A 14,350-nucleotide genomic window follows, 5' to 3' on the forward strand; every position below is an offset into this window, starting at 1 on the left:
CCTAGCGATCCAGCGTGCCGGTCTGGCTGGGCACGAACCAACGTACCGGGCGAAGGTCCTGGGCGATCAGCTCATCGACTTTGAGCAGCGTGGCGAAGATCGCCATGCGCATGGGAATGCCGTTGTCGGTCTGACGGAAGATGGCCAGGCGCGGGTCGCCATTGAGGTCCACGTCAAGATCGTTCGCCCCGGCCCGGCTGTCCCGCGGCAAGGGGTGCATGACGATGGTCGACTCATTGCAGTGTTGATCCAGAAATGCCCGGTTCACCCTGAAGTCGTCGGAAACACCCTTGAAGCTCTCATTCATCTCCTCGGTAAAACGCTCCTTCTGAATGCGCGTGGTGTACACCACATCCAGGTCGCTGAAGTCCGTGCTCAGCTGCTCGCGCATTTCCACGCGGTGGCCCCGGGATGTCACCAGATCGACAAGCGGCGTAGGCATCTCGAGACCCGGCGGCGAGACCAGCGTGATGCGCAGCGGATCATATAAAGAAAGCAGCTTGATGAGCGAGTGCACCGTGCGACCATACTTCAGATCCCCGGTCAGCAGGATATGCGCGCCTTCAAGACGCTTGCCCAGACGCTGAAACTCCTTGTCGATCGTATAAAGATCCAAAAGCGCCTGGCTTGGGTGCTCGCCGGGCCCGTCGCCCCCGTTGATGACCGGTACATTGGTTGCCTCGGCAAACTCGGCCACTGACCCCTGGTCGGGATGGCGCATCACGATGGCATCGCAGTAGCCGCTCATCACCCGGCTGGTGTCGTAAAGCGACTCGCCTTTCGCCATGGAGGAGAAGGTAAAGCCGGTGGTATCGCAAACGCTGCCCCCCAGACGGCAAAACGCGGCGTTGAAACTGACCCGGGTGCGCGTACTGGCTTCGAAAAACAGATTACCCAACACCGCGCCTTCCAGCACACGGGTGGCCTGTCGGCGGCTGGCGATGGGCTCCATTTGCGCGGCCACGCGTAACAGGTGATTGACGCTTTCGCGGTTCAATGAATCAACGGATAGTAGATGGGGGCTCATCACAGACCTCGGTGAGATGGTGGGCGAGAACGCTAGTGTAACCATTAACCGCCATCTGGCCGAAACGCTTTAAATGATCGCCTTGCCCCGGCATGGAATTTTTTTACAAAAGCCCTTGCCAAGGCGGCGGGGAATCCGTAAAGTACGCATCCGCTGCCGGGGACGCCCAGCGTTGCCAGCGGTGAATGAGAGTGAAAACTCTCGGTTTGTCAGGAAGTTAGCGAAGTCTTGATCGCTTGCTTCACTCGCTGAAAACAGCGGTTGACAACCACCAGGAAATGCGTAGAATACGTCTTCCTCGCTGAGGCAAGCGGCTCCGGTCATCGAGCCAACGTCTGAGTCCAGCGAAACCGCTCTTTAACAATTTGATCAGGTAATTCATGTGGGCGTTTGCCGATGAGGGTGACAAGTCACCTAATATCAAGGCAAGCGCACAAGAAGAATTTTCGAGTTCTTCAAATTCGTTTGAACCTTGAGCCAGGATTGATTCGCCTCTGTTGCTTTCGAGCGACAGGCAAGAATCACAATGATTTTAAACTGAAGAGTTTGATCATGGCTCAGATTGAACGCTGGCGGCAGGCTTAACACATGCAAGTCGAGCGGTAACAGGTCCAGCTTGCTGGACGCTGACGAGCGGCGGACGGGTGAGTAATGCATAGGAATCTACCCGGTAGTGGGGGATAACCTGGGGAAACCCAGGCTAATACCGCATACGTCCTACGGGAGAAAGGGGGCCTTGGCTCCCGCTATCGGATGAGCCTATGTCGGATTAGCTGGTTGGTGAGGTAACGGCTCACCAAGGCAACGATCCGTAGCTGGTCTGAGAGGATGATCAGCCACATCGGGACTGAGACACGGCCCGAACTCCTACGGGAGGCAGCAGTGGGGAATATTGGACAATGGGCGCAAGCCTGATCCAGCCATGCCGCGTGTGTGAAGAAGGCTTTCGGGTTGTAAAGCACTTTCAGCGAGGAAGAACGCCTGGCGGTTAATACCCGCCAGGAAAGACATCACTCGCAGAAGAAGCACCGGCTAACTCCGTGCCAGCAGCCGCGGTAATACGGAGGGTGCAAGCGTTAATCGGAATTACTGGGCGTAAAGCGCGCGTAGGTGGCTTGACAAGCCGGTTGTGAAAGCCCCGGGCTCAACCTGGGAACGGCATCCGGAACTGTCAGGCTAGAGTGCAGGAGAGGAAGGTGGAATTCCCGGTGTAGCGGTGAAATGCGTAGAGATCGGGAGGAATACCAGTGGCGAAGGCGGCCTTCTGGACTGACACTGACACTGAGGTGCGAAAGCGTGGGTAGCAAACAGGATTAGATACCCTGGTAGTCCACGCCGTAAACGATGTCGACCAGCCGTTGGGTGCCTTGTGCACTTTGTGGCGAAGTTAACGCGATAAGTCGACCGCCTGGGGAGTACGGCCGCAAGGTTAAAACTCAAATGAATTGACGGGGGCCCGCACAAGCGGTGGAGCATGTGGTTTAATTCGATGCAACGCGAAGAACCTTACCTACCCTTGACATCCTGCGAACCCGGAAGAGATTCCGGGGTGCCTTCGGGAACGCAGAGACAGGTGCTGCATGGCTGTCGTCAGCTCGTGTTGTGAAATGTTGGGTTAAGTCCCGTAACGAGCGCAACCCTTGTCCTTATTTGCCAGCGGGTAATGCCGGGAACTCTAAGGAGACTGCCGGTGACAAACCGGAGGAAGGTGGGGACGACGTCAAGTCATCATGGCCCTTACGGGTAGGGCTACACACGTGCTACAATGGCCGGTACAAAGGGCTGCAAACTCGCGAGAGTAAGCGAATCCCGAAAAGCCGGTCTCAGTCCGGATCGGAGTCTGCAACTCGACTCCGTGAAGTCGGAATCGCTAGTAATCGTGGATCAGAATGCCACGGTGAATACGTTCCCGGGCCTTGTACACACCGCCCGTCACACCATGGGAGTGGACTGCACCAGAAGTGGTTAGCCTAACTTTGGAGGGCGATCACCACGGTGTGGTTCATGACTGGGGTGAAGTCGTAACAAGGTAGCCGTAGGGGAACCTGCGGCTGGATCACCTCCTTAAACGATGCGTCATCCTCCCGGCAAGCGCTCACAATGAATTACCTGATCAGAATGCTGTTGATGCGCAGTGACAAACGTTCTGTTCTTCACACATCAAAAGAAAAAGCCTTGAGGTTTCAAGATCTTTTTTCTTTTTTTAACGTGAAAGAACGCTTGTCACTGCTTATAGCAGTCGCTCTTTAACAATGTATATCATGCTGACAATATCGAATGACGATAGGAAGACAGTTCGCTGTTTTTATCGTCGCATCTCGATATGCAATTGTTTTGTGATACGTTTTTGCGTATCCGGCAATCGTTGTCATTGCGAGATCCAGACTCCTTCGGGTTATAGGGTCAAGCAATGAAGCGCACACGGTGGATGCCTAGGCAGCCAGAGGCGATGAAAGACGTGGTAGCCTGCGATAAGGTTCGGTGAGGTGGCAAACAACCTGTGACCCGGACATCTCTGAATGGGGAAACCCACTGACCACAAGGTCAGTATCCTGTCCTGAATCTATAGGGCCAGGAAGCGAACCGGGGGAACTGAAACATCTAAGTACCCCGAGGAAAAGAAATCAACCGAGATTCCCCCAGTAGCGGCGAGCGAACGGGGACCAGCCCTTAAGCGTGTGACTGATTAGACGAACGGATTGGGAAGTCCGGCCAGAGCGGGTGATAGCCCCGTAGTCGAAAATCTGATCACGTGAAATCGAGTAGGTCGGGGCACGAGAAACCTTGACTGAAGACGGGGGGACCATCCTCCAAGGCTAAATACTCCTGGCTGACCGATAGTGAACCAGTACCGTGAGGGAAAGGCGAAAAGAACCCCGGCGAGGGGAGTGAAATAGATCCTGAAACCGTGTGCGTACAAGCAGTAGGAGCCCACTTGTTGGGTGACTGCGTACCTTTTGTATAATGGGTCAGCGACTTATATTCAGTGGCGAGCTTAACCGATTAGGGGAGGCGTAGCGAAAGCGAGTCTTAACTGGGCGACCAGTCGCTGGATATAGACCCGAAACCGGGCGATCTATCCATGAGCAGGGTGAAGGTTGAGTAACATCAACTGGAGGCCCGAACCAGGATCTGTTGAAAAAGATTTGGATGACTTGTGGATCGGAGTGAAAGGCTAATCAAGCCCGGAGATAGCTGGTTCTCCTCGAAAGCTATTTAGGTAGCGCCTCACGTATCACCACCGGGGGTAGAGCACTGTTTCGGCTAGGGGGTCATCCCGACTTACCAACCCGAGGCAAACTCCGAATACCGGTGAGTGCCAGCGTGGGAGACACACGGCGGGTGCTAACGTCCGTCGTGAAAAGGGAAACAACCCAGACCGTCAGCTAAGGTCCCCAAATCCTGGTTAAGTGGGAAACGATGTGGGAAGGCTCAGACAGCTAGGAGGTTGGCTTAGAAGCAGCCATCCTTTAAAGAAAGCGTAATAGCTCACTAGTCGAGTCGGCCTGCGCGGAAGATGTAACGGGGCTAAACCAGGTACCGAAGCTACGGGTTCATCCTTAGGGATGAGCGGTAGAGGAGCGTCGTGTAAGCCAATGAAGGTGAGTTGAGAAGCTTGCTGGAGGTATCACGAGTGCGAATGCTGACATGAGTAACGATAAAGGGAGTGAAAAACTCCCTCGCCGGAAGACCAAGGTTTTCTGTTCGATGCTAATCAGAGCAGAGTGAGTCGGCCCCTAAGGCGAGGCGGAAACGCGTAGTCGATGGGAAACGGGCTAATATTCCCGTACCGGACATGATTGCGATGGGGGGACGGAGAAGGCTAGGTGAGCCAGGCGTTGGTTGTCCTGGTGAAAGTCGGTAGGCTGAGATCCTAGGTAAATCCGGGATCTTTCAAGGCCGAGAGACGAGACGAACTGACCACGGTCAGGAAGTCACTGATGCCACGCTTCCAGGAAAAGCCTCTAAGCTTCAGATCATGTGCGACCGTACCCCAAACCGACACAGGTGGTCAGGGTGAGAATCCCAAGGCGCTTGAGAGAACTCGGGTGAAGGAACTAGGCAAAATGGTGCCGTAACTTCGGGAGAAGGCACGCCGGCGTAGGGTGATGGAACTCGCTTCCTAAGCCCGAACCGGTCGAAGATACCAGGTGGCTGCAACTGTTTAGTAAAAACACAGCACTCTGCTAACGCGCAAGCGGACGTATAGGGTGTGACGCCTGCCCGGTGCCGGAAGGTTAAATGATGGTGTTAGCCGCAAGGCGAAGCTCTTGATTGAAGCCCCGGTAAACGGCGGCCGTAACTATAACGGTCCTAAGGTAGCGAAATTCCTTGTCGGGTAAGTTCCGACCTGCACGAATGGCGTAATGATGGCCACGCTGTCTCCACCCGAGACTCAGTGAAATTGAAATCGCCGTGAAGATGCGGTGTACCCGCGGCTAGACGGAAAGACCCCGTGAACCTTTACTATAGCTTCACACTGGATACTGATGTTGCCTGTGTAGGATAGCTGGGAGGCTTGGAAACCCGGACGCCAGTTCGGGTGGAGCCAACCTTGAAATACCAGCCTGGCATCATCGGTGTTCTCACTCAGGTCCGTTATCCGGATCGAGGACAGTGTGTGGTGGGTAGTTTGACTGGGGCGGTCTCCTCCCAAAGAGTAACGGAGGAGCACGAAGGTACCCTCAGCACGGTCGGACATCGTGCAATGAGTGCAAGAGCATAAGGGTGCTTGACTGCGAGACAGACACGTCGAGCAGGTGCGAAAGCAGGTTCTAGTGATCCGGTGGTTCTGTATGGAAGGGCCATCGCTCAACGGATAAAAGGTACTCCGGGGATAACAGGCTGATACCGCCCAAGAGTTCACATCGACGGCGGTGTTTGGCACCTCGATGTCGGCTCATCACATCCTGGGGCTGAAGTCGGTCCCAAGGGTATGGCTGTTCGCCATTTAAAGTGGTACGCGAGCTGGGTTTAGAACGTCGTGAGACAGTTCGGTCCCTATCTGCCGTGGGCGTTGGATGTTTGAGAAGGGCTGCTCCTAGTACGAGAGGACCGGAGTGGACGCACCTCTGGTGTTCCGGTTGTCACGCCAGTGGCATTGCCGGGTAGCTATGTGCGGACGGGATAACCGCTGAAAGCATCTAAGCGGGAAGCCCCCTTCAAGATGAGACATCCCCGAGGCCTCGAGCCTCCTGAAGGGCCCAGCGAGACCAGCTGGTTGATAGGCACGGTGTGGACGCACTGCAAGGTGTTGAGCTAACGTGTACTAATGGCCCGTGAGGCTTGACCCTATAACACCCAAGGGGTCTGGTCCTGCAGTGACAACGACGCTCGATAGAGCACCGGATACGCAAGAAAGAACGATCACAAGACCGTCAGCCGATATACATTGAAAGTTACGCCTGACGACCATAGCCTGCGTGAACCACCCGATCCCTTGCCGAACTCGGAAGTGAAACCGCAACGCGCCGATGGTAGTGTGGGGTCTCCCCATGCGAGAGTAGGTCATCGTCAGGCACCTCTTCGAAAAAGCCCCGAGCACCCTGTGTTCGGGGCTTTTTTATGCGCGCAAGAAAAGCCCCGAAGGTTCCCGTGGGGAGGGCGCTTCAGCGCGGGTCCGGCATTCCGGCGATGGCTGCGCCCCCGTCATTAATCCCCGCTGTGTGATTAATCCTTTCTGTGCCCGCTGCCATCGCGCTAAAGCGCCCTTTCACAGGGTTCCTTCCCGCAGAGATTTCAGCCAAAAGGTTTTTTTCCCTCAAGCGCCCTCCACAAGAAGCCCGCGTGCCGTTGTTACACGTTCTGTGTCAAAATGCTCGCCTCAAGGAGGATTGCCATGACACAAATGCGTTGGGAACAGTTGCTTTCACCACGCCGTCTGCACGATAAACGTTCTACCATCGGTCGCGAAGTGGGGCGTACCCCGTTCCACAAGGACCATGACCGTATCGTTTTCTCGGGTTCGTTTCGTCGGTTGGGCCGCAAGACCCAGGTGCATCCGCTGGCTGAAAACGATCATATTCACACCCGCCTGACCCACTCCTTGGAGGTGGGATGTGTGGGACGCTCGCTGGGCATGATCGTGGGCGAGCTGTTGAACGAGCATCTGCCTGAGTGGATCACGCCTGCGGATCTGGGTGTGATCGTACAGACCGCCTGTCTGGGCCACGATATCGGTAATCCCCCCTTTGGCCATGCGGGTGAGTACGCCATTCGCGACTGGTTTCGCCGCGCTCAGGGAGGCGGGCTGCTTGAAGGGCTTTCTGAAGCCGAGCGTGAGGATCTGCTTACCTACGAAGGTAATGCTCAGGGGTTTCGCGTGATTACCCAGATCGAGTACAACCAGTTCAACGGCGGCATGCGGCTGTCGGCGGCCACTCTTGGCACGCTGCTGAAATACCCCTGGACGGTGCGCTATGGTGGTCGAGCCGGCAAGTTCGGCTGCTATCAGTCCGAGCAGGCACTACTGGCCGAGGTGGCTGACGCCGTGGGCCTGTTACCTCAAGGCGAGCAGCGCTGGTGTCGTCATCCGCTGGCCTGGCTGGTCGAGGCCGCCGACGATATCTGCTATGCCCTGCTGGATCTGGAAGACGGTCTGGAGATGGGCATTCTGCGTTTTGAGGAAGTCGTGGAGATTCTGCGCCAGATCGCTGGCGAGTTTCCGCCGGAGTACGAAGAGATGCAGAGCCGCAACGTCTCCCAGCGCCGCCGTATTGCGCTGTTGCGCGGTGCCGCCATGGAGCGCGCCGTGAACGAAGTGGCGTCGGTATTCGTGCAAAACGAGCAGGCGCTTTTGAGCGGCACCCTGGCCGACGATTTACTGGAGCTCTGCCATCCGGATCTGGGGTGGGGGGTTCAGGCCGCCAAACAGCTGGCCCGGGAGCGGATCTTTCAAAACGAGCGCAAGGCGAAGCTTGAGATCGGCGCCTATACGACGCTGGGAATCTTGCTGGAAGCCTTTATCGGGGCGGCCCACGAGCTTCACCACACCGGACAGAGCTCGTTCAAGCATCAGCGTGTATTGGCACTGATTGGCGAGAATACGCCATTACCCTCCTGGTCACTCTATGACAGCTACCGGCGGATGCTCGATTTCATCGGCGGGATGACCGACCATTACGCGGTGGATCTCGCCCAGGAGATGGGCGGACGGCTGCGCGGCGACTAATGCAGGTTTATACCGACGGCTTTCGAAGGTGTTTAAGCTCCATCATGCGGGAGTGCTCTAGCAGTACATGAATGACCTTGCCATGGATGGCATCAGAGAGCACTCCGGGCGTCAGCTCCGCGAGTTGACGCGAGAGCTGCTCGCCGCTGACTACCAGCACGTCTGGCGAGGCTTCCGAGGTATCGACCTCCCAGCCGGGCAGTACCAGCACCCCTTTCACCTTCACGGGAACACCACAGCGCTTCTCCAGCCACCCTGTCAGCCAGCTTACGCCCTGACGGGTCTTATGCAGCGGGCGCCTCTCCTGCCAATGAGGAAAGCGCAGTCGTTCGCGTTCGACCACTACCTGATTGAGCTCTTTGCCGTCGGCGCTGAGGGCCAGCGTACGTGCTCGGGTTTCCACGACGAAAACGCCATGAGGCGTCACTACCACATGATCGATGGTAAAGCTGTCGGTAGGCACGTCATGAAACACGTAATAGGGATGGGCTTCGGGGCGAATCAACCGTTCAAGTTCCTGGCCGACCGCCAGGTCGCAGGCAAGGCCCAGCTTGAGTCGCCGAATGCGCTGGTAGTCGCGAATCAAGAGAAGCGAGAACGTCACTACCAGCAGCGTGCTCAATAAGCCATAAAGCGCCCACTCGATCCACTCCTGATGCACGACGAAGAGCATTCGGCCCATGCCATAAACCAGGGGGGCCAGGCTGATAATCGGGCCCAGGGCACCGTTTAGAAAGAGGCTGGAGAAAGCTTGGTCGAGGCGATTACGAAGCGCCTGACCCGGTTCGCGAAGCGGTGCGTCAAACGGGGACTCCACCCGGGCATCGTGCAGACTGCGCAGCGCCAGGACAATGCTGCCCATGGCCGCCATCGGAAACAGGAAAATAAGCGGTAGCAGATATTCCAGCCAAACCATTGCAGTGCCTTACCGGTAAGCAGAGTCGCTCTGCGATTGTTGCGTGATGAGGATGTCAGCCACCTGCCAGCTTGACCTGGTAGCCCATCGTTTCCAGCGCCGCTTTCAGCGTTTCACGATGATCCCCCTGAATCTCGATAATACCCTCTTTGACCGCTCCCCCCGTACCGCAGCGCTTCTTGAGCGATGTCGCCAGCACCTTGAGCTCCTCCGAGGCAAGCGGTATGCCGCTGAGGGTGGTCACGCCTTTACCCTTGCGGCCGCTGGTTTCCCGGCGAATGCGCACGATACCGTCTAAAGCGGCAATTCGGGCCCGCTCGCTGTCATCTTCGCAGCGGCAGTGTTCGATCGGTTCACGGCAGTCCGGACAAGTCTTGCCCTGCTCGGTCGAGTATACAAGGCCACCCAACTGATCACGTAATGAAGCCATACTATTTCTCTACTGAACTATTTCTCTACTGAATATTCGGGCGTTGCAATGCTTTCGCGCTGACAGGCCAGGTGTTCCACCACGTCGGTCAGTTGGTGCATGCTCTGAATCTCGAGCGCCCCGTCCGGGGTGGTTTCCGTCTCGGGAAAGCGGTTCAGGTGGATCACGGTCATACCCGCCTTCAGTGCGGCGCGAACGCCTACCAAAGCATCGTCGATGGCAATGCACTCATGGGCGCTATACCCCATGATACTGGCTGCGTGCAGATGTAGACAGGGTTCGGGCTTCCAGCAATTGGCCGTATAGCCACTGAAAAAGCGCTTGCCGAAATAGGGCGTGAGGTTGGTGGCCTTCAGGGCGGTCTGAATCTTGCTTTCCGGACCGTTGGACACGACAGCACTGCTGAAGCGGCTGAGGTTCTCGAGCGCGTCCAGAACGCCGGGCAAGGGCGTGAGCTCGCGGGCCAGGCGAAGAGCAAGATTTTCGCGCATGGTACGCTCGGCCTGGGCAAGCTGCTCGGGGTCTACCTCGCCAAAGCGGTACTGTAGCTCGGCGACGATATTGCGAAAGCGCGCGCCTCGAAACTCGCCCATGTAATCGCGGCGCTCAAAGGGCAGGCCGACCGTATTCAACGCAACCGCCATCTCCTCGGCAAGGAGGGGTTCGCTATCGACCAGAGTGCCATCACAATCAAACAACAAGAGTGGAAGCGGCATTGTCGTTCCTTGCAGCCTCAGGCTGCCTGTGTTGATAAAAGCCGACTAACGTTCTATTGAACGAGATTTTCAGGCTTTTGTGAACACTGTTTTATAATTTTTTTACAGCCACGGGCCCGCCATACGGCGCTTTGAAGGCCGCCTGCAGAGGGGATCATCAAAAAAAGCCTGTTAAAACCTTGACCTGCCAGGGCGCCCCAGCACCGGCTGCCTTTTTCAAGGCTTAGCGGGCCAGGCGACGAGAGTTGGCTCGGCTGCGGCTATGGTAGGGCGAAAGCGCGTTTTGGCTGGTAACCCACCAGGGCGCGTAGTGACCGTCCATCGCGTTGAAAAACGCTTTTTGCATGACAAGCCCCGCCTCCATGCCTGCCTCGATTTTCTCGGTGACCATGCGCTGGTTCTCCAGCATCATCATCGGGCTGAAAAACGGCTGGGTCTGCCAAAGCTGTTGGCGCATGGAAATGGTCGAAAGTGACGTGCTCCATAGCTCAAGAGCCATGACCCCCGCCTTGTAGATTCCCATCATGGGAAGAAAAGGGGCGTTGAACAGCGTAGGCGTGTGCTTCATGGAAGTTACCTGTGTTGGGGCGAGGGCAGGCGTCTTCACGCCTCCTACACGGTCATACTACACGCATGCTGCGCCGCAACAACTTTTTTCGCAGCGCATTCCTGAAGAGTCGCCATGAAAAAAGGCGGCCGATGGCCGCCTTTGCCAGCGCATTCGAATCGCGCTTATTTTACCTTGGGTGCCAGCTCGCCGCGCTCGTAGCGCTCGAACATCGCCTCCAGGCTGATCGGCTTGATCTTGCTGGCGTTACCCGCCGTGCCGAACGCTTCGTAGCGGGCGATGCACAGATCGCGCATGGCGGTGACGGTTTCCTTGAGGAACTTGCGCGGGTCGAACTCGGAAGGGTTCTGCGCCATGAAGCGACGCACCGCACCGGTGGAGGCCAGGCGCAGGTCGGTATCGATGTTCACCTTGCGCACGCCGTGCTTGATGCCTTCGACGATCTCGTTGACCGGTACCCCGTAGGTTTCCGGAATCTCACCGCCGTACTGGTTGATGATCTCCAGCCACTCCTGGGGCACCGAGGAGGAACCGTGCATCACCAGGTGGGTATCGGGGATGCGCGCGTGGATCTCCTTGATACGCTGGATCGAGAGCGTGTCGCCGGTGGGCGGCTGGGTGAACTTGTACGCGCCGTGACTGGTGCCGATGGCAATCGCCAGAGCATCTACATGGGTCGCCTTGACGAAGTCAGCGGCCTCTTCCGGGTCGGTCAGAAGCTGCTCCATGTCGAGCTTGCCTTCGGCGCCGATGCCGTCTTCCTCGCCGGCCATGCCGGTCTCGAGGCTACCCAGACAGCCAAGCTCGCCTTCGACCGACACGCCGCAGGCGTGGGCCATCTCAACGGCACGGCGAGTAACGTTGACGTTGTAGTCGTAGTCGGTGGGGGTCTTGCCATCTTCGCCCAGTGAGCCGTCCATCATCACCGAGGAGAAACCCAGCTGAATCGAGCGCTGGCACACCGCCGGGCTCGTGCCGTGGTCCTGGTGCATGACCACCGGGATATGCGGAAACTCTTCGACCGCTGCCAGGATCAAGTGACGCAGGAACGGGGCGCCGGCGTACTTGCGGGCTCCGGCGGAGGCCTGCACGATCACCGGAGAGTCGGTTTTGTCTGCAGCCTCCATGATGGCGCGCATCTGTTCGAGGTTGTTGACGTTGAAGGCCGGAATGCCGTAGCCGTACTCGGCGGCGTGGTCGAGCATTTGGCGCATGCTGATCAAAGCCATGAAGTCACCTTAAGTTGTCTATGTTGGTGGATCGGTGGATATAAGCGGTTATGCGTCGCGCGCGGCCGCTTCAAGGGCAGTAACGGCAGGCAGCTCCTTACCCTCGACGTACTCTAGAAACGCGCCGCCTCCGGTTGAGATATACGAGACGCGATCGCTGATGGCGTATTTGTCGATGGCCGCCAGCGTGTCGCCGCCACCGGCAATCGAGAACGCGGGGCTTTCGGCGATGGCTTTTGCCAGGGTCTCGGTACCTTTACCGAACTGGTCGATTTCAAACACCCCCACCGGGCCGTTCCATAAAATGGTGCCCGCCTCTTTCAAGAGCCCCGCCAGATGCTGAGCGGTTTCGGGGCCGATATCCAGGATCATCTCATTATCTGCTACCTGGTCAACCGGCTTGACCGTGGCCTGGGCGGATTCGGAAAACTCGGTGGCCACGACCACGTCAGTGGGCATCGGAATCTTGACCGTCTTCATCAGCGCCTTGGCCTTGTCGACAAGCTCCGCCTCGTAAAGCGATTTGCCCACATTATAGCCCGCCGCAGCGATGAACGTGTTGGCGATGCCGCCGCCAACGATCAGTTGATCGCACTTCTCGGAAAGCGCGGTGAGTACCTCGAGCTTGGTGGACACCTTCGAGCCCCCCACGATCGCCGTCATCGGGCGCTTCGGTGTGGCCAGCGCCTTCTCCAGCGCCTCGAGTTCGCCGGCGAGCAGCGGGCCCGCGCAAGCCCTTGGGGCAAAACGGGCCACCCCGTGGGTCGAGGCCTGGGCGCGGTGGGCGGTGCCGAAGGCATCCATCACGAAGATATCGCAAAGCGCGGCGTAGCGCTTGGCAAGCTGCTCATCGTCCTTTTTCTCGCCGGCGTTGAAACGCACGTTCTCGAGCAGAACCACCTCGGCGTCATCAAGGCTTGGGGGCGTATCCAGGTAATCGGTCGACAGGGTGACCGGCTGGTCCAGAAGCCTTGCCAGGTGCTCGGCCACCGGGGCGAGCGAAAACTCGGCCGTGGGCTCGCCCTCGGTGGGGCGACCCAGGTGGCTCATCAGCATGACCTTCGCGCCTGCGCTCACGGCCGCCTGAATCGTCGGCAGCGCAGCGCGCAGGCGTGCGTCGCTCGTCACGCGACCATGCTTGATCGGTACGTTCAGGTCTTCACGGATCAGCACACGCTGTCCTTTCAACGCTAATTCGGACATCTTCTGCACGTTCATCTAGGCGGCTTCCTTGTGGTTACGTCATGATCCTGGGGCGGGGCCGCCAAAGCGGCCAGACGCTGACTGATATCCAGCATACGATTGGCAAAGCCCCACTCGTTGTCAAACCAGCAAAGCAGTTTTACCAGGCGCTTGCCAGCCACCCGGGTTTGCGTGGCATCCACTATGCCTGAGTGCGGGTCGTGGTTGAAATCGCTCGACGCCATCGGCGCTTCGGTATACCCCAGTACGCCCGACAGGCGCGTCCGGCTTACCTGCTTGAGCAGCGCGTTGACCGTCTGGGCATCGGTATCGCAGCGCACGGTGAGCGAGGCGTCCATTGCCGAGACGTTGATGGTCGGCACACGCACGTGCAAGCATTCAAAACGCCCGGCAAAGGCAGGCATCAGGCGGCTGATACCCACGGCCAACCCGGTATCCACGGGCACGATTGAATGCATTGCCGAGCGGGTCAGGCGCAAATCGGTCTGGTGGTAGGCGTCGATCACTGGCTGGTCGTTCATGGCCGAGTGGATGGTGGTCGTCACCCCGTGTTCAAGGCCCAGCGCCTCGTCCAGTACGGTAAGTAGCGGCACCAGGCAGTTGGTCGTGCAGGAGGCTGCCGACAGAATACGCTGATCAAGCGAGAGCGAGTCCTCGTTGATTCCCCATACGATGGTGGCGTCCACGTCAGATTCGGCGGGCTGAGAAAAAAGCAGCCGTTTGGCGCCGGCGTCAAGATGCCGGATGGCGGTGGCGCGGTCCTTGAAGCTGCCCGAACACTCCAGTACCAGATCGATATTCAGCGCGTCCCAGGGAAGCCGCGCGGGGTCGGGTTCGTTGAGCACCTGAATACGTCGACCATCGATGATCAACACGTCCCCGTCGTTGTCCACCTCGCCGGGAAAGCGCCCATGGGTGGTATCAAACCGGGTCAGGTAGGTAATGGTGGCCAGATCGGAGAGTTCGTTGATCGCCACGATTTCAAGCTCAGGATGATGGCGTTCCACCAGCGCTCGCAGTACGCACTGGCCGATACGTCCGTACCCGTTGATGGCAATGCGATATTTAAACGTGGAATCAGCCATGGGGT

Annotated in this window: 9 protein-coding genes and 3 rRNA genes; 4 read left to right on the forward strand and 8 right to left on the reverse strand. The window is 57.8% G+C overall.

Annotated features, from left to right (window positions below):
* Window position 1: 1 nt before the first annotated feature.
* Window positions 2–1,027, reverse strand: coding sequence for an aspartate carbamoyltransferase (pyrB, locus tag ACWF8S_RS00200; protein ID WP_447554827.1), 1,026 nt, complete (start codon window positions 1,025–1,027; stop codon window positions 2–4).
* A 534-nt stretch (window positions 1,028–1,561) separates the two neighbouring features.
* Between pyrB and ACWF8S_RS00205 the strand changes: the two genes are divergently transcribed.
* From ACWF8S_RS00205 to ACWF8S_RS00220, 4 genes are all read left to right on the forward strand, one after another.
* Window positions 1,562–3,094: ribosomal RNA gene (locus tag ACWF8S_RS00205) — 16S ribosomal RNA — on the forward strand.
* A 334-nt stretch (window positions 3,095–3,428) separates the two neighbouring features.
* A 23S ribosomal RNA gene (locus ACWF8S_RS00210) occupies window positions 3,429–6,321 on the forward strand.
* A 110-nt stretch (window positions 6,322–6,431) separates the two neighbouring features.
* Window positions 6,432–6,547, forward strand: a 5S ribosomal RNA gene (rrf, locus tag ACWF8S_RS00215).
* Together the 16S, 23S and 5S rRNA genes form the textbook arrangement of a ribosomal RNA operon.
* 319 nt (window positions 6,548–6,866) lie before the next feature.
* Window positions 6,867–8,198: a deoxyguanosinetriphosphate triphosphohydrolase gene (locus ACWF8S_RS00220; RefSeq protein WP_447554828.1), complete on the forward strand. Its 1,332-nt coding sequence runs from the start codon at window positions 6,867–6,869 to the stop codon at window positions 8,196–8,198.
* A 7-nt stretch (window positions 8,199–8,205) separates the two neighbouring features.
* On the opposite strand, the gene ACWF8S_RS00225 is transcribed toward ACWF8S_RS00220, so the two are convergent.
* From ACWF8S_RS00225 to ACWF8S_RS00255, 7 genes are all read right to left on the reverse strand, one after another.
* Window positions 8,206–9,114 carry a nuclease-related domain-containing protein gene (locus tag ACWF8S_RS00225; RefSeq protein WP_447554829.1) on the reverse strand — a complete coding sequence of 303 codons (909 nt, stop codon included), beginning with the start codon at window positions 9,112–9,114 and terminating at the stop codon, window positions 8,206–8,208.
* Between the two features lie 55 nt (window positions 9,115–9,169).
* On the reverse strand, window positions 9,170–9,544 hold the full coding sequence (locus tag ACWF8S_RS00230) for a translation initiation factor Sui1 (protein ID WP_447554830.1): 375 nt from the start codon (window positions 9,542–9,544) through the stop codon (window positions 9,170–9,172).
* A 17-nt stretch (window positions 9,545–9,561) separates the two neighbouring features.
* Window positions 9,562–10,260 carry an HAD family hydrolase gene (locus tag ACWF8S_RS00235; RefSeq protein ID WP_447554831.1) on the reverse strand — a complete coding sequence of 233 codons (699 nt, stop codon included), beginning with the start codon at window positions 10,258–10,260 and terminating at the stop codon, window positions 9,562–9,564.
* Between the two features lie 223 nt (window positions 10,261–10,483).
* Window positions 10,484–10,828 (reverse strand): hypothetical protein, encoded by a 345-nt coding sequence (locus tag ACWF8S_RS00240; RefSeq protein WP_447554832.1) that lies wholly within the window; start codon window positions 10,826–10,828, stop codon window positions 10,484–10,486.
* 164 nt (window positions 10,829–10,992) lie between these two features.
* Window positions 10,993–12,057 carry a class II fructose-bisphosphate aldolase gene (gene fba, locus ACWF8S_RS00245; protein ID WP_447554833.1) on the reverse strand — a complete coding sequence of 355 codons (1,065 nt, stop codon included), beginning with the start codon at window positions 12,055–12,057 and terminating at the stop codon, window positions 10,993–10,995.
* A gap of 48 nt (window positions 12,058–12,105) precedes the next feature.
* On the reverse strand, window positions 12,106–13,275 hold the full coding sequence (locus ACWF8S_RS00250) for a phosphoglycerate kinase (protein WP_447554834.1): 1,170 nt from the start codon (window positions 13,273–13,275) through the stop codon (window positions 12,106–12,108).
* A complete protein-coding gene (locus tag ACWF8S_RS00255) occupies window positions 13,272–14,345 on the reverse strand; it encodes a type I glyceraldehyde-3-phosphate dehydrogenase (protein ID WP_447554835.1) in 1,074 nt (357 codons plus the stop codon). The genes ACWF8S_RS00250 and ACWF8S_RS00255 overlap by 4 nt, the downstream gene beginning before the upstream one ends.
* Between the last annotated feature and the right edge of the window lie 5 nt (window positions 14,346–14,350).

The organism is Vreelandella xerophytica (assembly GCF_968048975.1).

Coding starts and splice junctions, on each gene's coding strand:
- pyrB (WP_447554827.1), bottom strand. CDS start 1,027: ATGAGCCCCCATCTACTATCCGTTGATTCATTGAACCGCGAAAGCGTC.
- ACWF8S_RS00220 (WP_447554828.1), top strand. CDS start 6,867: ATGACACAAATGCGTTGGGAACAGTTGCTTTCACCACGCCGTCTGCAC.
- ACWF8S_RS00225 (WP_447554829.1), bottom strand. CDS start 9,114: ATGGTTTGGCTGGAATATCTGCTACCGCTTATTTTCCTGTTTCCGATG.
- ACWF8S_RS00230 (WP_447554830.1), bottom strand. CDS start 9,544: ATGGCTTCATTACGTGATCAGTTGGGTGGCCTTGTATACTCGACCGAG.
- ACWF8S_RS00235 (WP_447554831.1), bottom strand. CDS start 10,260: ATGCCGCTTCCACTCTTGTTGTTTGATTGTGATGGCACTCTGGTCGAT.
- ACWF8S_RS00240 (WP_447554832.1), bottom strand. CDS start 10,828: ATGAAGCACACGCCTACGCTGTTCAACGCCCCTTTTCTTCCCATGATG.
- fba (WP_447554833.1), bottom strand. CDS start 12,057: ATGGCTTTGATCAGCATGCGCCAAATGCTCGACCACGCCGCCGAGTAC.
- ACWF8S_RS00250 (WP_447554834.1), bottom strand. CDS start 13,275: ATGAACGTGCAGAAGATGTCCGAATTAGCGTTGAAAGGACAGCGTGTG.
- ACWF8S_RS00255 (WP_447554835.1), bottom strand. CDS start 14,345: ATGGCTGATTCCACGTTTAAATATCGCATTGCCATCAACGGGTACGGA.